The sequence below is a fragment of the Mycolicibacterium lutetiense genome, from assembly GCF_017876775.1.
Lineage (GTDB): Bacteria > Actinomycetota > Actinomycetes > Mycobacteriales > Mycobacteriaceae > Mycobacterium > Mycobacterium lutetiense.
This window is the reverse complement of the sequence record NZ_JAGIOP010000001.1, coordinates 41,229-57,839: the sequence shown is the minus strand read 5'-3', so window position 1 is coordinate 57,839 and position 16,611 is coordinate 41,229. Positions and strand designations below refer to the sequence as shown.

The window sequence follows — 16,611 nt, the reverse complement described above, 5'->3', positions numbered from 1 at the left end:
CCGGCAAGTGCGTCATCGAATTCTTCAAATCACCCGGAGTGAATCTCCGTCGTAGCCGAAGCGGCACCGCAGTTGGACGAGCAACCGTTCGGCCTCGGCGATGCGCGCGTGCAGCCGGACGAGCGCTTCCGGCATCGGCGCATCGGCCACCCGGCTGCGTTCCCGAAGCTGCCGCCACCGGAGTTCAGTAGCGGCGAGATGGTCTCGCAGCTCGACGATTTCACCGAGCAGAATCTCCTCGAACAGGCGCGATTGAGCGATGTCAGCGCTGTGCACAGGCCTGGAACAGTCAACCGAGTCAGCCGCGCGGGAGGCCACGCGCGGCCGGGGGTTGAACACCGCGGCCACGCCGGCCCCGACCGTTGGGGCGGATACGCGTCCGGTCCCGAATTCCCGTGATGTCAGCGTCACGTGGGGATCATGGAGCACATTTCTGCTCCAATCCACCGGACTTTTCAGCCGACATACCTTCTCCGGTCATCTGCCAGTCATGCGATGTACGTTTGACGGCCGTTCGGCGCGGGCGCCATCAATGCGTGCCGGCACGATGCCAGGACGGGTCATAGACCGAGGCCAACCGGGCAAGGGTCAGCGCCGCCAGCAGCAGCCCGAAATCGCGCAGCGCAATATCGTAGAAACCGGAATAGCTCAGCAGGTTCACGATGATCCCGGCAAGCCAGGCAGCGACGATGTAGGCCGCATATCTCGGCTTGACGGCCACTGCCACGCCGGCCACGATCTCGATCACTCCCACCACGAGCATGGTCGAGTGCGCCCCGAACGGGCTGAGATCGGCGATCCACGGCGCCAGATAGCCGTCCCAGTTGGTCAACAGGTCGGTGAACTTGTCGATCCCGAACACGATGGGCAACACGGTAAAGCCGAACCGCAGCAACGCGTAGGCCCCGTACGCCGGGTCCGTGCGGGCCCGCTCAACCGCGGCCGCCCAACCGGCAGATTGACCGATACCAACATTTGAGGTGGTCATGACCTTTCCTTTCTAAAAATAAACTTCGATATTTTTAGAATCGACCCCGCTCGCAGATTTTGTCAAGAGTTTTTGGTGTTAGAATGGGGTGATGTTCTCCCGGCCTGCCGACCCGGCGGCCATGTCAGCCCTGAGCACGCTCGATGACCCGTTGCGCCGCCGGCTCTACCAAGTGGTCGCCGACAGCGACGAGCCGGTTTCCCGCGAGGACGCCGCGGCAACAACCGGGATCGGACGCACCCTGGCGGCCTACCACCTGGACAAGCTCGCCGATGCCGAACTCCTTGCGGTCACCTACCAGCGACCCGACGGACGATCGGGCCCCGGCGCCGGACGGCCCGCCAAGCTGTACAGCCTGGCCGAACGTGAGCTGGCCATCAGCGTGCCGCCACGCGACTACCAGTTGCTCGCCGGAATACTCGTGGCCTCGATCGAACAGGACACCGACGGTGCGGTGCGAGCGGTGGTCGAGCAGGCCGCGCGCGATGCGGGTACCCGGGCGGCTCACGACGCAGGCGGCGATTTGATCGATGCCCTGCGCGGCTGCGGATACCTACCCCGCACAGAACCGGACGGGGGAATCTCGCTGCGGAACTGCCCGTTTCACGCGGTGGCCCGTGATCACCTCGACGTGGTGTGTGGGTTGAATCTGGAACTGATCCGGGGCGCGATCGCCGCCAGTTCATCGAACACTGCAAAGGCAGAACTCAATCCACGTCCCGGGCACTGCTGCGTTCAGGTGCACGACGCGGATCACGGCACGCAATGACGAACTGACCCACCCGGAGTGGGAGGTTGAACCTCACAGCTGCAAGACAATTGGATGTGGCAGGTGCCGCCACACCTGACGCATCATCGGACAATGCCCACAGCCCCCTGGATGCACGTCGTCCGCACGGCCGCCGTGCTAGCCGCCGCGATGGGGATCGGACGCTTCGTCTACACCCCGATCCTGCCGTTGATGACCGCGCACGCAGGCCTCAACCCGCAGGCGGCCGGACACCTGGCCACCGCCAACTACGTCGGCTATCTCGTGGGTGCGGTTGCCGGGGCATTCTCACCCCGGTTGTCCCGTTCGATGCCAGCCTGCCGGGTTTCGCTTATCGTATTGGTGCTCAGCCCGGCAGCAATGCCTTTGACTGGCAATGCCGGCTGGCACATCGCGTTCTATCAGGTCAGCCCAGTGCCGGGATGACCTCGCGCTCGAACAACTCGATACCGGACCGGTCGTACGCAGCCTCGGGGAAGTACAGGATGGCGTACTCGCAGCCCAGATCCCGCATCCGCTGAAGCTTCTCGATGACCTGTTCGGTAGTGCCACTGGCCGATTCGGGTGCGGTGACGTTGGCCAGCATGGCATCGACGGCGGCCTCCCCGGCCACCGGCGCCTGCCGGGCCCGCAACCGTGCGACGCGCGCGGCGACGTCGGCCTCGGATGCGCCGATGACGGCGTTGAAGTTGGCCGACCGCACGATCGCGTCGTAGTCGGTACCGACGTCACGGCAGTGGCCGGCGAGCACCTCCGACTTGTGCGCGAATCCCTCGGGCTCGGACGTGAAGTTGGTGTACTGCGCATACTTGGCCGCGATGCGCAGCGTGACCTTCTCCCCACCGCCGGCGATCCACATCGGAATACCGTTGTCCTGCAGTGGCTTCGGGGCAACGATGGCGCCGTCGACCTGATAGTGCTTGCCGTCGAAGCTGACCCGCCCGTCACGCCAGGCGTCTCGCATGATCTGCACGCCCTCGTCGAGCCGGCCCAGCCGCACCCCGGCCGACGGGAATCCGTAGCCGTAGGCACGCCACTCGTGTTCGTACCAGCCGCCACCGATGCCCATCTGCACCCGGCCACCCGAGATGATGTCGGTGGTGGCGGCGACTTTCGCCAGATAGGCGGGGTTGCGGTAGGACATCGCGGTGCACATCTGGCCGAGTTTGATGCGGGACGTCGTCGCCGCGTACGCAGCCATCAGCGACCAGGCCTCATGGGTGGCCTCGTCGGTCGGCACCGGAACGGTGTGGAAGTGGTCGTACACCCACAGCGAGTCCCAGGCACCCGCGTCGGCGTAGGCGGCCAGGTCACGCATCACCGACCAGTGCTTCTCAGCGGGAATGTCTACGAGGTCGAGCCGCCAACCCTGCGGGATGAAAAGTCCGAAGCGCATGACCCCCGACTCTACGACGCAGGCGCGTGTCGCGGCACGAGGCTAGCCTCGATTTCATGCCCCTATCCAAAGAAGAACGCGAACAGTTTCTGGCCGAACCACACATCGCCGCGTTGTCGGTGTTTGCAGGCGACAAACGCGGTCCGCTGACCGTGCCGATCTGGTACCAGTACACCCCCGGTGGGCAGCCGTGGTTCTCGACCGGGGCGGGGTCGCGCAAGCACCGGCTGATCGAGGCGGCCGGACATCTGTCATTGATGGTCGAGCGGCTTGAGCCGACGGTGCGCTACGTGGCCGTCGACGGCGCGGTCGACCGCATCGAGCCGGGCACCGACGAGCAGCTCATCGAGATGACCAAGCGCTATCTGGCTCCCGAGAAGGTGGAACCGTATCTGGAGTTCGCCCGCCGCGAGCACGGCGAGAGCGTCGCGGTGTTCCTCAAGCCCGAGCACTGGCTGTCCTCCGACCTCGGAGCGCTCTAGCTCCGTGAGCTCGCGCCAACGCTTGTTCCGGTGGCTCTACCGGCTGGGGTTCACCCCCTGGGACGGCCACCCGTTGGCGCACAGCCTGACGATGCTCGTCGAAGGCACCACACACCCGTTGCCGCCCGGAACCGCACTCGATCTCGGGTGCGGCACCGGGGACAACGCGGTGTACCTGGCCAGACACGGATGGCGGGTCACCGGTGTGGACTACGTGGCCAAGCCATTGAAGAAAGCGCGCGCCAAGGCCACCGGACTGCCGGCGGTCTTCGCCAAAGCCGATGTGACACAACTGAGCTGGTCGGGCATCGGGGACGGTTTCGATCTCATCATCGACAGTGGCTGTCTGCACGGCATGGACGCCGACGACCGTGACGCCTACGTCCGGGAGGTCAGCGCGGTTGCCTCCCCCGATGCACAACTGCTGATCGTGGCGTTCATCCCGGGCGCATCGATGGGTGTGCCCGGCATAGGGTTCGAGGAAGTGCAACGACTCTTCGGCGCCCGCTGGAAGCTGATTTCCAGCGGGGATGAGCCCGCGATGGATCACAACGGGAAGAACCCCGCGCGGCATTATCTGTTCGAACGGACCGTCTAGGACTCGCAGCGGTTACTCCGCGCGGCCTTACGTCCCACGGCAACAACCCGCAGGAAATCCTGCAGATACTTCACATCGGTTCTGCCACAACAGAGTTCGTGTCATCGAGCCTAGAAACGATCCGATACACCCGCGGGAGCCAGGAAGCAACGGCCGGCAGGCACCGCGATCGTGGGAGCCTCCTCGACGGCACCGGCGAACATCGTCACCGCAGTCGTCGACCAGCTCGTCGGCAATCTCGGCTGATTCACAACCCGAGCGCAGCCATCGCTCCGTCGACCGTGGCGGTGCGCAACTGCTCGCCGGGGACATCGGGGAACTGCAGGCAGCAGTCCTGCAGCCCACCGAACGCGATGACGGCGCGGGTCGATTGTTCGAGGGTCGGGTTGCGGCCGAACACCAGCACCCCGAGCCGGGCCCGCCAGGCCAGCAGTTGGTCGATCAATCCCAGATCAACCAAGGTGGTCAGCTCGGAAACGATCAGGATGAGGTCGGCGCGGTGCCGGTAATGAAAGTCGAAGTAGCCCTCCAGAAGTTCTCGGGCGGTGGACCGGGCCGCCCCGCGTTTGCGTTCCTGCTCCGCGATGAAGGCCTCACCCTCGTCGATGAGAGGTTGCAGAATGCTGCGGACCAGCTCCTCGCGTGACCGGAAGTGGTAGTACAACGCGGGTTTGGTGATGCCGAGGCGGTCGGCGATGTCCTGCAGACTGGTGCGGACCACGCCCTTCTCGGCGAACAGTTCACGCGCCACATCCTGGATGCGTTGCCGGGTATCCAATGCAGGCTTGACCACGTAGCCACCCTAACTTACTTAACGGTCGGTAAGCTGACGAACGAAGCACTTACCGACCGTTAAGTAAGGGGGCAACATGAAAGTACTCATCTCCGGCGCCAGCATCGCCGGGCCGGTTCTCGCCTATTGGCTGTCTCGACATGGCTTCGACGTCACCGTGGTCGAACGCTCGCCCGCGCTGCGCAAGACCGGTGGCCACGCCGTCGACCTGTTCCGGCCCGCCATGGAGATCTCCGAACGCATGGGCGTGCTGTCCGATATCGAGGCGCACGCCACCGGGACCACCGAGATGGTTATCCATCGGCCGGGTGCGTCCCGCCCCGCTCGCCTCGACTACCTCAAGATCATCGGCGCCATGTCCGACCGGCACGTCGAGATCATGCGAGATGATCTCAGCGAGATCTATTTTCAAGCCGCCCGTGACGACGTCGAGTATCTGTTCGGGGACACCATCACCTCGATCTCGCCCGATGGGGACGTGACGTTCGAGCACAACGCACCCCGGCGCTTCGACGTCGTGGTGGGAGCCGACGGGCTGCACTCCGGTGTGCGCCGCCTGACGTTCGGCGACAACGTTTCCGAGAGCTTCCTCGGCGGCTATCTGTCGGTGGTATCGGTACCGAAAACCCTGGCCCGTGACGGCGAGATGACCGGCTACTTCAAACCGGGCCACATGGCCGGGATCTACACCGCCGACCATCTCGACGACGCCCGCGCGGTGTACATCTTCCGCCCCAGCCGGCCGCTGGATTACGACTACCGCGATGCGGACCGTCAAAAGGCGCAACTGCGCGCCGCGTTCGAGCACATGAGTTCCGAAGTGGACGGCTGGCTCGACGAGGTGCCGCGGACGCCGACGTTCTACTTCGACGCCATCACGCAGCTGGAGATGACGACATGGTCGCGCGGACGGGTGACCCTCGTCGGGGATGCGGGCTACTGCCCCGGACCCGCCGTCGGCGGCAGCACCAGCCTCGCGGTGTACGGCGCCTACGTCCTGGCCGCCGAGATGGTCCGGGCCGGTGACGATTACGCCGCGGCTTTCGCCAACTACGAACGCACGATGCTCGCGCCCGTTCAAAGCAGCCGAAAGCTGGCCCGCGTGAATGCGAGAACCGTGGTCCCCATGAGCGGTTGGGGCATCCGCGCACTCGTGGGTGCCGGGCAGGTGATCTCGCTGCTGCCGCTCGGATTGGTCCAGTCACTCGCCCGGCTCAACACGAAGGGCGTGCGGCTTTACGACACGATGCCGCTGCCCACCTGGCCCGCCACGCTTCCGTGATCGGCACGCGCAAGCGGGCGTAGCGTGGCCGCATGGGCGAACTCTCCGACGATGTGATCGCGTTCCTGTCCGAAGGCAGCCGCACCGCGGTGATGGGTTGGGTTGCGGCGGACGGCCGGCCGTTGGCGGCGCCCGTGTGGTTCGTGGTGGATGACGGCGAACTGGTCTTCAACACCGGCAAGGACACCGCCAAAGGACACGCTCTGGCCCGCGATCCGCGCGTGGTGCTGTGCGTCGACGATTCCAACCCGCCGTATGGGTTCGTCCAGATCCAGGGCGTCGCGTCGATCAGCGAGGATCCCGGCGAGCTTCTCGACATCGCCACCCGCACCGGCGGCCGCTACATGGGCGCCGACCGCGCCAAGGAATTCGGCCGGCGCAACGGGGTGCCGGGGGAACTCGTGGTGCGGGTCAAACCGACGAAAGTCCATGCCGCGTTCGACGTGGCGGATTGAGGTGCCTGATGGGAACCGAAGTCTCCGAGTTCGCCGGCATGCTGTCCCGCGACCACGGGCTCTGTGTGCTGAGCACCCTGCGTCGCGACGGCAGCATCCAGTCCTCAGTGGTGAATGCGGGCGTGATGGCGCACCCGCGGACCACTGAACCGGTGGTTGCCCTCGTCGCCATCGGCGGGGCGCGAAAGCTCCAGCACCTGCGCGCCGATCCCCGGGCCACCGTCGTCGCCCGCTCCGGCTGGCAGTGGGTGACGGTCGAGGGCACCGCCGAGATCATCGGGCCCGACGACCCCGAATCCGGCACCGACGCCGAGACGTTGCGCCTGCTGTTGCGCGCGATCTTCGAAGCTGCGGGCGGTACTCACGACGACTGGGACACCTACGACCGCGTCATGCGCGAAGAGCGTCGCACCGCGGTGCTGATCTCACCCACCCGGGTGTACTCGAATCCCGGTTGAGATTGCACACAGGGTCGTGGAATGCCGAGATCGACAGCCCTGAGTGCAATTTCAACACCCAGGTACGCAAAAGCCCCCGACTTGCGCCGGGGGCTTTTGACGTTCTGGCTTAGCTCTCCAGCGAGGCCGGGGGCAGGAAGCGGTCGCCGTAGCGGGCGGCCAGTTCCTTGGCGCGGGCGACGAACGCCGCCTTGCCGACTCCACCGGCACCCTCGTAGCCGACGATGAACTGCGCCGAACCACCGGTGTACGGCGGGAAGCCGATACCCATGATCGAGCCGATGTTCGCGTCAGCGGTCGAGGTGAGCACGCCCTCGTCGATGCACTTCTGGGTCTCCAGTGCCTCGGCGAACAGCATGCGGTCGATCATGTCCTGCAGCGGCAGCTCGACCGAACCCGAGTTGAAGGTCTCCTTCAGCCCCGGCCACAGGCCGACGCGCTTACCGTCGACGTACTCGTAGAAGCCCGCACCCTTCAGGCGCGACGGGCGACCGAGCTCGATCATCTTCTCGACGACGACCTCGTTCATCTGCTTCTCGTAGGTGCCGCCGGCGGCCTCGATGCCTTCCTTGGTGGCAAGGGCGATCTTGTGCATGAGCTCCAGGTTCAGCTCATCCGACAGCTGCAGGGGTGCCGCCGGGTAACCGGCCTGCGAACCCGCCTGCTCGATCGACGCGGGCGCAACGCCCTCGCCCAGCATGGCCAGCGCCTCGTTGACGAAGGTGCCGATCACGCGGCTGGTGAAGAAGCCGCGGCTGTCGTTGACCACGATCGGGGTCTTGCGGATCGCCAGGGTGTAGTCGAACACCCGGGCCAGCGCCTCGTCAGAGGTCTTCTCGCCCTTGATGATCTCCACCAGCGGCATCTTGTCGACGGGTGAGAAGAAGTGGATGCCGATGAAGTCCTCCTGGCGCTTCACGCCGGTCGCCAGACCGGTGATCGGCAGCGTGGAGGTGTTCGAGCCGAGCAGTGCGTTGGGCTCGACGATGTCCTCGATCTCCTGGAACACCTTGTGCTTGAGTTCCTGGTTCTCGAACACGGCCTCGATCACGAAGTCGACGCCCTTGAGATCCTGCGGATCGGCGGTCGGGGTGATCTTCGCCAGCAGCGCGGCCGACTTCTCTTCGGTGGTCTTGCCACGCTTGAGCGCCTTGGCCTCGATGGCCTCCGAGTACGCCTTGCCCTTGTCAGCGGCTTCCTGCGTGACGTCCTTGAGCACGACGTCATAGCCGGCCTTCGCCGACACGTAGGCGATACCGGCGCCCATCATGCCCGCGCCCAGCACACCGATCTTCTTGATCTCCTGCTTGGCGATGCCCTCGGGCCGCGATGCGCCGCCATTGATGGCCTGCAGGTCCAGGAAGAACGCCTGAATCATGTTCTTGGCGGTCTGGCCGGTGACCAGCTGGACGAAGTAGCGGCTCTCGATGCGGCTCGCAGTGTCGAAGTCGACCTGCGCACCCTCGACAGCGGCGTCCAGGATGGCCCGCGGTGCGGGCATCGGGGCGCCCTTGAGCTGCTTGCGCAGCAGTGCCGGGAACGACGGCAGGATCGCGGCGAGCGCCGGGCTCGACGGGGTGCCGCCGGGCATCTTGTAGCCCTTGACGTCCCACGGCTGGGTGTGGGCCTCGGGGTTGGCCTTGATCCAAGCCTTGGCGGCGGGTACCAGTTCCTCGACCGAACCGACGAGCTCGTCGACCAGGCCGGTGTCCTTGGCCTTGGCCGGGCTGAACCGGGTGCCCTGGCTCAGGATCTCCATGAAGGCCTTCTGGATACCGAACATCCGCACGGTGCGGGCGACACCGCCACCGCCGGGCAGCAGGCCCAGGGTGACCTCGGGCAGGCCGATCTGGCTGCCCTTGACGTCCGCGGCGATGCGGTGATTGGTGGTCAGCGCGATCTCCAGACCGCCGCCCAGCGCCGCACCGTTGATGGCGGCGACGACGGGCTTGGGCAGGGTCTCCAGCTTGCGCAGGTCAGCCTTGATGGTCTCGACCATCTCGAATGCCTCAGCAGTATCGTCCGGGCCGATATCCATCATGCCCTTGAGATCGCCACCGGCGAAGAAGGTCTTCTTCGCGCTGGTGATGACCACACCGGTGATCGAATCCTGTTCCGCAACAAGCCGTTCCACGGCGTTGTGCATGGACTCTTTGTAGTGCTCGTTCATCACGTTGGCCGAACCGGTCGGGTCGTCCATCGTCAGGGTGACGATGCCATCGGCATCCTTGTCCCACTGAATGGTGTTCTCAGCCATGTTGTCTCGTCTCCCTACACGCGCTCGATGATGGTGGCCACACCCATGCCGCCGCCGATGCACAGCGTGATCAGGGCACGCCGAGCGCCGCGGCGCTCGAGCTCGTCGACCATGGTTCCGGTGATCATGGCGCCGGTGGCGCCCAGCGGGTGACCCATCGCGATGGCGCCACCGTTGACGTTGAGCTTCTCGTCCGGGATGTTGAGGTCCTTCTGGAACTTCAGCACCACCGAGGCGAACGCCTCGTTCAGCTCGAACAGGTCGATGTCATCGACGGTCAGGCCGGCCCGGTCGAGCACCTTCTTGGTGGCCGGAGTGGGACCGGTCAGCATGATGACCGGGTCGGCGCCGCTGGTGGCGGTGGCCACGATGCGGGCGCGCGGGGTCAGGTTCTGGGATGCCCCTGCACTCTCACTGCCGATCAGCAGCAGGCCGGCGCCGTCGACGATGCCCGAGCTGTTGCCGCCGGTGTGGACGTGGTTGATCTTCTCGACGAAGTGGTACTTCTGCAGCGCCACGTCATCGAAGCCACCCATGGCGCCCAGGCCCTCGAAGGCCGACTTGAGCTTGCCCAGATCAGCCGCAGTGGTGCCGGGACGCATGTGCTCGTCGTGGTCCAGGACGACAAGGCCGTTCTGGTCCTTGACCGGAATGACCGACTTGGCGAAGTAGCCGCCGGACCAGGCCGCGGCGGCCTTGTCCTGCGACCGCGCCGCGTAGGCGTCGACGTCGTCGCGGGAGAAGCCCTCGATGGTGGCGATCAGGTCCGCGCCGATGCCCTGCGGGACGAAGCCGATGCGGTAGTTGGTCTCCGGGTCAGACGCCCAGGCACCGCCGTCCGAACCCATAGGGACGCGGCTCATCGACTCGACGCCGCCGGCCAGCACCAGGTCGTCCCAGCCGGAACGGACCTTCTGGGCGGCCAGGTTGACGGCCTCCAGGCCCGACGCGCAGAAGCGGTTGAGCTGGAATCCACCGGTGGTCTCGGGCAGCTTGGCCACCAGCCCGGCGGTGCGGGCGATGTCGCCGCCCTGATCGCCGACCGGGGACACGACGCCCAGGATGACGTCGCTGATCAGCGTCTCATCCAGGTCGGGGTAACGGCTGCGGATCTCCTCGATCAGGCCGACCACCAGGTTGACGGGCTTGATCTCGTTGAGTGCGCCACCGCGCTGCTTGCCACGCGGCGTACGGATCGCCTCGTAGATGAAGGCTTCTTCGGACATGTCTGCTCCCCTGCCGTATCGGCGTCCAGGTTCAGGTTGGGTTGTGGAACCGCCCAGCGAATGTGGACAGTCCTCTGGACGGCAGCGTAGCAGCCTCGCCCAACCCGTTGGTTGGGCCTGTGCTCAGCATCTCCTCTGCGCAGACAGGGCGAGCCTCAAACGCCCGCCAGAACACGATCAAGCGCCGCCCTGCCTGCCGGCCCCCAGTTCGACTTACCGCCAGGAAGGCCCCGATCTCCGTGCTGTCCCATGAGCATCAGGAAGAGGCTCTTCATGGCAGCCAAACCGCGAGCACGCCGGATCACCGACTCGTCGGCTCGGGCGTACTTGTCGAAGAACCGTCCGGCCATACCCGTGGGCAGCAGCACCCACGCAGCAGCGAGATCCCAAGCCGGATCGCCGGCGAACAAGTCTCCGAAGTCGACGATGCCCGCCAGCGTTCCATCCGAGACGATGACATTCGCGGGATGAAGGTCGCCGTGGACCCACACCGGCGGAGCCTCCCAAGCGCCAGCTTCAACAGCGTCGTACCAGACTGTCCGCACATTTGTCGCGACGTCATCGGGAGCAACAGCCTGCAAGAAATGCTCGAATCCGTCCGTGCAGTCCCTGGGATGGGCTCCGCGGTCTATGCCAATCGGCGCCTCAGCCGGCGCGTTCACATGAAGCGCCCGGAGGAAGTCCGCCAACGTATCCGCCGCGTGGGTTCCACGGTTGATTGCGCTGCGGTCCAGCGGTTCTCCGGGAACCCACGTCATCACGGTCCAGTGCTTGGAGAAGCGCTCGGAAGGTTCGCCGAACCGCACCGGGGTGGGTACCGGTAGCGGGAGGCGCGGGGCCAATACGGGTAACCACCGCCGCTCCTTGAATTGGAGTTCCGGAGTCGGGTCCATGCGCTGCATACGCACGGCGAACTCGTCACCAAGGCGCCACATTTGGTTGCCCCAGCCGCCCACCACCTCGCGGATGGGCAGCCCTGCAAGGTCTGGATGCTGATCGCGCAGCAGGTCACGGACCAAGTCGGCTGTTATTTCGCTGTCGGGCATCCGAAGCCACTGTATAGAGACGGCGGGCGGTCGCTCATCGCCACGCATGCAGCGCTGTGGCGGAAAACCGCCCGCCGAAAATCGCCACAGCGCTACATTCGCGGCACAGTCCTTACGCCGAGCGGGGCTCCTCGATCTCGATCAGCGACGGGTAGTCGGTGTACCCGCTCGGCCCGGGAGCGTAGAAGGTCGACACGTCGGGCTCGTTGAGTTCGGCACCCAGGATCAGCCGGTCGATCAGGTCCGGGTTCGCCAAGTACGCCCGCCCCACCGCTGCCGCGCTGATCGCGCCCCACTCCGCATAACCCTCCAGTGCCGAGAAGTCGGTGCCGGAGGCGCGACCGGTATTGAGGACGAACGTCCCCGACCACAAGGCGCGGATGACCCCGAAGGTGCGGGTGGCCGGGTCGATGAGCACGTGCAGGTAGCCCAGACCCAGCGGGGCGATTCGCGCCAGCAATGCCTCATAGGCGCCGACGGTGTCGTTCTCGTGCATGTCCCCGGCGGTGTTGCCGGGCGAGATACGCAGCCCGACCCGACCCGCTCCGATCTCGGCGACGACGGCCTCGACCACTTCGGCCGTCAACCGGGCCCGGTTCTCCGGCGAACCGCCATAGGCATCGGTCCGCTGGTTGACCACATCGGAGGCGAACTGGTGCAGCAGGTAGCCGTTGGCGCCGTGGATCTCCACGCCGTCCATGCCGGCGTCGATCGCCCGGCGCGCGGCGGCCCGGAACTGCTCGACGATCACCGGAATCTCGGCGATATCGAGTGCCCGCGGCATCTGCAGCGGCTTCTTGCCGGTGGGTGTGTGCGTGACCACCTCGGCGGCGATCGCCGACGGTGCGACAGGTTCGAACCCGCTGATCTCGGGGTGCGCCATCCGGCCGACGTGCCACAACTGGACGAACATCTTGCCGCCGGCGGCATGCACCGAATCCGCGATCTCGGCCCAGCCGTGCTGATGGCGGTCGGTGTAGATGCCCGGGGTGTTCAGGTAGGCGCCGTTGGCGGTCTCGGCGACAGCGGTGGCCTCGCTGATGATCACGCCCGCACCGGCACGTTGTGTGTAGTACTGCGCGGCCAGCGGCGACGGGGTGCCGTCGGCATCGGCGCGCGAACGTGTCAGCGGCGCCATGAACAGACGGTTGGCGGCGGCGGTGTCACCGACCTGGATCGGCTGAAGCAGTGCGGCGTCGGCGTTCAGTTTGTAGGTCACGCCGCTCTAAAGCGTCGTGAGCGCGGCAATCATTCCCGCATTAGCCTCATGCAACATGACTGTCACACGGCTCCAGCCCTTCGCCGTCACGATCTTCGCGGAGATGTCTGCGCTGGCCGGCCGACTGGGCGCGGTCAACCTGGGCCAGGGTTTCCCGGACGAGGACGGCCCGGCCGAGATGCTCAAGGTGGCGCAGCGGGCCATCGGTGAAGGCCACAACCAGTACCCGCCTGGCCTCGGCATCCCCGAGTTGCGCCATGCCATCGCCGCTCAGCGCAAACGGCACTACGGTATCGATTACGACCCCGACACCGAGGTTCTGGTGACCGTCGGCGCCACCGAGGCCATCGCCGCGTCGGTTCTCGGTCTGGTCGAACCGGGCTCGGAGATTCTGGTGATCGAGCCGTTCTACGACTCCTACTCCCCGGTGATCGCAATGGCCGGGTGTGTGCGCATCGCGGTGCCGCTGGTCGCCGAAGGCGCGGGCTTCGGGATCGACGTGGACGGACTCCGTGGGGCTGTCACACCCAAGACCCGTGCACTGATCCTCAACTCACCGCACAATCCGACCGGCGCCGTAGCCTCCGATGCCGAGTTACGCGCCATCGCTGCGCTGGCCATCGAGCATGACCTGCTGGTGATCACCGACGAGGTGTACGAGCAGCTGGTGTTCGGCGTCGAGCACCTGCCGCTGGCCGGGTACCCCGGTATGGCCGAACGCACCGTGACCATCTCCAGCGCGGCCAAGATGTTCAACGTCACCGGCTGGAAGATCGGCTGGGCCTGCGGGCCGGCCGAGTTGATCAACGGGGTGCGCGCCGCCAAGCAGTACCTGAGCTATGTCGGCGGCGGGCCGTTCCAGCCCGCGGTGGCCCACGCCCTCAATCACGAGGACGGCTGGGTGGCCGACCTGCGGGAGTCATTCCGGGTCAAGCGGGATCGACTGAGCAATGCACTGGCCGACATCGGGTTCGAGGTGCACGACAGCGACGGCACCTACTTCCTGTGCGCCGACCCACGGCCACTGGGCTATTCGGACAGCACGCAGTTCTGTGCCGAGCTGCCGCACACGGCGGGAGTGGCCGCAATCCCGATGTCGGCGTTCTGCGACGCCGAAGCTCCGCACGCCGATCTGTGGAATCACCTGGTGCGCTTCGCATTCTGCAAACGCGACGACACCATGGAAGAGGCGATCCGCCGGCTCGAGGTGCTCCGGAGACGCTGACCAGGCGCCGGCTTCAATTTCGAGTAGCCCGATACTCGCGCGCGACGTCGCCGAATTTGCCACCATCGTAAAGACACTGGTGGGAGGCCGTGATGAACCTCGGATCGACAACGGTTGGGCGGGCCATCGGGCTCGCGGCGATCACCGCAGCGGCGGTGTTGGCCGTGGCTTGCAATAGCGAGACCCACACCGACCCCACGACGACACACACCCCGACGACCGGGACGGTTCCGCTGCCGTCGACGACCGCCGCGACAACGACGACCGCGTACTCGGACCCGACAACGACCACGGGTGAGGGGTTCACCCAGCCGACGACGACACCGCCAACGACGACGACGCTTGCGCCCACAACCCCAACCACAACCACGACGCTTCCGACAACGACGACCACCACCACGACCCCGTCCGTGCCGGCGACACCGCCATCGTGAGCGACGAGACGAAGTCGCTCTCTCAATCCGCCGAACGGTGGCTGAGCCTGGCGGCCCTGGTTGTGGCACCGACGTCAGTGATCACCGGGTTGTGCTATTTCTACGGTCTGCTGTTCATCCACGACCGACTCCACTACTTCGGTGTCGATCCGTCGACGCTGGGATACACGTCGGCCGACTACGCCGTCACCACCATCAGGGTGTTCTTCTTCGCAGCCTTTCGCGTACTCATCGCGATGGCATTGCTCGTGGTTCTGACTGTGGGCGTGCGGCGGTGGGCGGCCTCAGAACGTCGAATCCCATTGCTACGCACCATCGCGTGGCTGTCCGCGGCTGTGGGTGCAGCGGGGTTGATCGTGGCCGTCGTCTGGCTGACGTCCGAGTACAGCATGATCAACTGGGTCATCGAAGGTGCTCCCCCGATCTATATGGCGGGGCTGATCGTGGCGGGCATCGCGCTGCTCGTCGCAGGCTATTCGGTGCTGGCCCTCACCGGTGGCCTCGGCAGCCTCGGGCGGCTACCCAGGATCGCCGAGCGAACGGTGCTCGTGCTCGCGGTGATAACCACGGTCGGGGCATTGTTCTGGGTCACGAGGATCTACGCGTCCGATCAGGGCAAGCGCGACGGGGCCTTCACCGCAGGCGGACTGTGGGCCGCTGACGGCGATTACACCGCAGTGCAACTCGATACCACCGAGGTACTGGGCATTCCGGGCTACCTCGTCAAGAAATCGACCCTGCCCGCCGAAGGTCCGCCTGCTGCGCCGGTCTACCGCTACCAATGCCTACGTGTCCTGGAAGCGCACGGCGGTCGTTATGTTCTGGTGCCGGCCCGGTGGTCGCGCGAGCAGGGCTACGCCATCACGGTGACACCCGATGCGTCGCACCGCATCACCGGCGTCGTGAACTCGACCCCGGTGGCAAAAGGCGGCACGGTCGACCCGTATTGGCAGTGCCCCGAGGTGGTGCGGGTCTTCCAGCAGTCCGACCTCGAATCCGTCCTGCTCAGCCCCGAGACCACCCAGACACTGGTGGGCACAGGACGCCTCAACGCCACCGGCCCCGACACGATCACGCCCGCCCGTGACAACCCTGCGGCGCCCAAAGACTGTGTCCCCGAAAACTATCGGGCGAGAACACCGGATTCTCGGGAACGTGAGTTCATCGGCGACGGCACGTGGGTACGTCAACGCGCCATGAGATTTGACAACCCTACCCAGGCCGAGGAGTTCATGGCCGGCGCGCTGGACCGCTGGAACGAATGCACGGGCAAAGCTGCCTCGGTGAACCGCCGCGGCGAGGCACAGGCCCGCACCCTCGGAACCCTGGGAGTACAGGAACGCATTCTGTCCATGCCTGATTCGGCCTCGTCGAGCGCGCCCCCGGATTGCACGCAGGCCCTGTCCGCCAAGTCCAATATCGTCATGGCGGTCGACGTGTGCGGCACCAAGCAGCCGTCACTGGCCGTCGCCGTCGCCTACGCGATGCGGGACCGGATACCCACCGATTAGGGCAGTCGGTGCCGTGGATTCCGCATGACGCGCTGACGCAACCGCTCGATGGCGACGTCGAGAACGAGTGTCTTCGCCCGCTTGATGAGGAACTCCGGCACCGGCATCGCGAGGTCGACGATGACGTCGAACCGCACCCGCGTCCGATCCACCTCGGGCGTCAGGTTGTATTCGACATGCTGCCCACGCTGCTGCAGGTTGGGTTCGGCATCCCACACCATCCAGTGGTCGCCCCAGTGGAACTCGAGGAGCTCTTTGTCGGTGATGCCCAGCAGCCGCATGGTGGTCTTGACATGGTGGGGCCTGCCGTCGGGATAGCGGTCGATGACCTTGACGCGACGGTGCACCGCCGACCAGGACGGCAGCGCGTCGACGTCGGCGAGCACCTCCATGATCGCCTCCGGCGAGGCGTCGAAAACCGCCTCGCGTGATGCCTGCACAGCCACGCCCCCAAATCTAGCGAAGCGTGCCG

General features: G+C 65.9%; 18 protein-coding genes and 1 pseudogene. 9 read left to right on the top strand and 10 right to left on the bottom strand.

The genetic code is table 11. The annotated features are described in order from the left end of the window. Positions 1 to 24: 24 nt before the first annotated feature. Together JOF57_RS00300 and JOF57_RS00295 are read right to left on the bottom strand one after the other, a co-directional pair. Positions 25 to 411: a hypothetical protein gene (locus JOF57_RS00300; RefSeq protein ID WP_209912547.1), complete on the bottom strand. Its 387-nt coding sequence runs from the start codon at positions 409 to 411 to the stop codon at positions 25 to 27. Positions 412 to 529: 118 nt separating this feature from the next. Continuing rightward, a complete protein-coding gene (locus tag JOF57_RS00295) occupies positions 530 to 988 on the bottom strand; it encodes a hypothetical protein (RefSeq protein WP_209912544.1) in 459 nt (152 codons plus the stop codon). 91 nt (positions 989 to 1,079) lie between these two features. On the opposite strand from JOF57_RS00295, the gene JOF57_RS00290 reads away from it, so the two are divergent. Both JOF57_RS00290 and JOF57_RS00285 read left to right on the top strand, forming a co-directional pair. Next, positions 1,080 to 1,757 carry a helix-turn-helix transcriptional regulator gene (locus tag JOF57_RS00290; RefSeq protein ID WP_234937661.1) on the top strand — a complete coding sequence of 226 codons (678 nt, stop codon included), beginning with the start codon at positions 1,080 to 1,082 and terminating at the stop codon, positions 1,755 to 1,757. 111 nt (positions 1,758 to 1,868) lie between these two features. Next, positions 1,869 to 2,144: pseudogene (locus JOF57_RS00285) on the top strand (YbfB/YjiJ family MFS transporter); the annotation flags it as partial. Between the two features lie 19 nt (positions 2,145 to 2,163). Here JOF57_RS00285 and JOF57_RS00280 read toward each other — a convergent pair. Continuing rightward, positions 2,164 to 3,153: an LLM class F420-dependent oxidoreductase gene (locus JOF57_RS00280; RefSeq protein ID WP_209912539.1), complete on the bottom strand. Its 990-nt coding sequence runs from the start codon at positions 3,151 to 3,153 to the stop codon at positions 2,164 to 2,166. Positions 3,154 to 3,209: 56 nt separating this feature from the next. Here JOF57_RS00280 and JOF57_RS00275 point away from each other — a divergent pair, with 56 nt between their 5' ends. Next, positions 3,210 to 3,635 carry a pyridoxamine 5'-phosphate oxidase family protein gene (locus tag JOF57_RS00275; RefSeq protein WP_209912537.1) on the top strand — a complete coding sequence of 142 codons (426 nt, stop codon included), beginning with the start codon at positions 3,210 to 3,212 and terminating at the stop codon, positions 3,633 to 3,635. Positions 3,636 to 3,639: 4 nt separating this feature from the next. Beyond that, positions 3,640 to 4,233: a class I SAM-dependent methyltransferase gene (locus JOF57_RS00270; RefSeq protein WP_209912534.1), complete on the top strand. Its 594-nt coding sequence runs from the start codon at positions 3,640 to 3,642 to the stop codon at positions 4,231 to 4,233. 247 nt (positions 4,234 to 4,480) lie between these two features. Here JOF57_RS00270 and JOF57_RS00265 read toward each other — a convergent pair whose 3' ends face one another. Then, complete coding sequence (locus JOF57_RS00265) at positions 4,481 to 5,026, bottom strand: TetR/AcrR family transcriptional regulator (RefSeq protein WP_209912532.1); 546 nt, start codon at positions 5,024 to 5,026, stop codon at positions 4,481 to 4,483. A 76-nt stretch (positions 5,027 to 5,102) separates the two neighbouring features. On the opposite strand from JOF57_RS00265, the gene JOF57_RS00260 reads away from it, so the two are divergent. From JOF57_RS00260 to JOF57_RS00250, 3 genes are read left to right on the top strand one after another with little or no spacing between them, the layout of a single operon-like run. Next, a complete protein-coding gene (locus tag JOF57_RS00260) occupies positions 5,103 to 6,308 on the top strand; it encodes an FAD-dependent monooxygenase (protein WP_209912531.1) in 1,206 nt (401 codons plus the stop codon). Between the two features lie 32 nt (positions 6,309 to 6,340). After that, positions 6,341 to 6,763: a PPOX class F420-dependent oxidoreductase gene (locus tag JOF57_RS00255; RefSeq protein ID WP_209912529.1), complete on the top strand. Its 423-nt coding sequence runs from the start codon at positions 6,341 to 6,343 to the stop codon at positions 6,761 to 6,763. An 8-nt stretch (positions 6,764 to 6,771) separates the two neighbouring features. Then, positions 6,772 to 7,221, top strand: a complete 450-nt coding sequence (locus JOF57_RS00250) for a TIGR03618 family F420-dependent PPOX class oxidoreductase (RefSeq protein WP_209912527.1) — start codon at positions 6,772 to 6,774, stop codon at positions 7,219 to 7,221. A gap of 109 nt (positions 7,222 to 7,330) precedes the next feature. Here JOF57_RS00250 and JOF57_RS00245 read toward each other — a convergent pair whose 3' ends face one another. The 4 genes from JOF57_RS00245 to JOF57_RS00230 form a co-directional block, all read right to left on the bottom strand. Then, positions 7,331 to 9,478 carry a 3-hydroxyacyl-CoA dehydrogenase NAD-binding domain-containing protein gene (locus tag JOF57_RS00245; RefSeq protein WP_209912525.1) on the bottom strand — a complete coding sequence of 716 codons (2,148 nt, stop codon included), beginning with the start codon at positions 9,476 to 9,478 and terminating at the stop codon, positions 7,331 to 7,333. Between the two features lie 14 nt (positions 9,479 to 9,492). Next, entirely contained in the window at positions 9,493 to 10,704 is a 1,212-nt protein-coding gene (locus JOF57_RS00240; protein ID WP_209912523.1) for an acetyl-CoA C-acetyltransferase, read from the bottom strand. A 155-nt stretch (positions 10,705 to 10,859) separates the two neighbouring features. Then, positions 10,860 to 11,750: an aminoglycoside phosphotransferase family protein gene (locus tag JOF57_RS00235; protein WP_209912521.1), complete on the bottom strand. Its 891-nt coding sequence runs from the start codon at positions 11,748 to 11,750 to the stop codon at positions 10,860 to 10,862. 112 nt (positions 11,751 to 11,862) lie between these two features. Next, complete coding sequence (locus JOF57_RS00230) at positions 11,863 to 12,969, bottom strand: alkene reductase (RefSeq protein ID WP_209912518.1); 1,107 nt, start codon at positions 12,967 to 12,969, stop codon at positions 11,863 to 11,865. A 55-nt stretch (positions 12,970 to 13,024) separates the two neighbouring features. Here JOF57_RS00230 and JOF57_RS00225 point away from each other — a divergent pair, with 55 nt between their 5' ends. Then, positions 13,025 to 14,194 (top strand): pyridoxal phosphate-dependent aminotransferase, encoded by a 1,170-nt coding sequence (locus tag JOF57_RS00225; RefSeq protein ID WP_209912516.1) that lies wholly within the window; start codon positions 13,025 to 13,027, stop codon positions 14,192 to 14,194. A gap of 13 nt (positions 14,195 to 14,207) precedes the next feature. Here the strand turns inward: JOF57_RS00225 and JOF57_RS00220 are convergent, their stop codons facing one another. Further along, entirely contained in the window at positions 14,208 to 14,546 is a 339-nt protein-coding gene (locus JOF57_RS00220; protein ID WP_209912514.1) for a hypothetical protein, read from the bottom strand. 78 nt (positions 14,547 to 14,624) lie between these two features. On the opposite strand from JOF57_RS00220, the gene JOF57_RS00215 reads away from it, so the two are divergent. Next, positions 14,625 to 16,139 carry a sensor domain-containing protein gene (locus tag JOF57_RS00215; protein WP_209912512.1) on the top strand — a complete coding sequence of 505 codons (1,515 nt, stop codon included), beginning with the start codon at positions 14,625 to 14,627 and terminating at the stop codon, positions 16,137 to 16,139. On the opposite strand, the gene JOF57_RS00210 is transcribed toward JOF57_RS00215, so the two are convergent. Continuing rightward, entirely contained in the window at positions 16,136 to 16,585 is a 450-nt protein-coding gene (locus JOF57_RS00210) for an SRPBCC family protein (protein ID WP_209912510.1), read from the bottom strand. The two genes, JOF57_RS00215 and JOF57_RS00210, sit on opposite strands and share 4 nt — an antisense overlap. Between the last annotated feature and the right edge of the window lie 26 nt (positions 16,586 to 16,611).

Bases quoted from the DNA above. Each gene is read 5' to 3' on its own strand.
- JOF57_RS00295 (WP_209912544.1), bottom strand. From the start codon at position 988: ATGACCACCTCAAATGTTGGTATCGGTCAATCTGCCGGTTGGGCGGCC.
- JOF57_RS00240 (WP_209912523.1), bottom strand. From the start codon at position 10,704: ATGTCCGAAGAAGCCTTCATCTACGAGGCGATCCGTACGCCGCGTGGC.
- JOF57_RS00280 (WP_209912539.1), bottom strand. From the start codon at position 3,153: ATGCGCTTCGGACTTTTCATCCCGCAGGGTTGGCGGCTCGACCTCGTA.
- JOF57_RS00250 (WP_209912527.1), top strand. From the start codon at position 6,772: ATGGGAACCGAAGTCTCCGAGTTCGCCGGCATGCTGTCCCGCGACCAC.
- JOF57_RS00245 (WP_209912525.1), bottom strand. From the start codon at position 9,478: ATGGCTGAGAACACCATTCAGTGGGACAAGGATGCCGATGGCATCGTC.
- JOF57_RS00290 (WP_234937661.1), top strand. From the start codon at position 1,080: ATGTTCTCCCGGCCTGCCGACCCGGCGGCCATGTCAGCCCTGAGCACG.
- JOF57_RS00255 (WP_209912529.1), top strand. From the start codon at position 6,341: ATGGGCGAACTCTCCGACGATGTGATCGCGTTCCTGTCCGAAGGCAGC.
- JOF57_RS00225 (WP_209912516.1), top strand. From the start codon at position 13,025: ATGACTGTCACACGGCTCCAGCCCTTCGCCGTCACGATCTTCGCGGAG.
- JOF57_RS00275 (WP_209912537.1), top strand. From the start codon at position 3,210: ATGCCCCTATCCAAAGAAGAACGCGAACAGTTTCTGGCCGAACCACAC.
- JOF57_RS00235 (WP_209912521.1), bottom strand. From the start codon at position 11,750: ATGCCCGACAGCGAAATAACAGCCGACTTGGTCCGTGACCTGCTGCGC.
- JOF57_RS00260 (WP_209912531.1), top strand. From the start codon at position 5,103: ATGAAAGTACTCATCTCCGGCGCCAGCATCGCCGGGCCGGTTCTCGCC.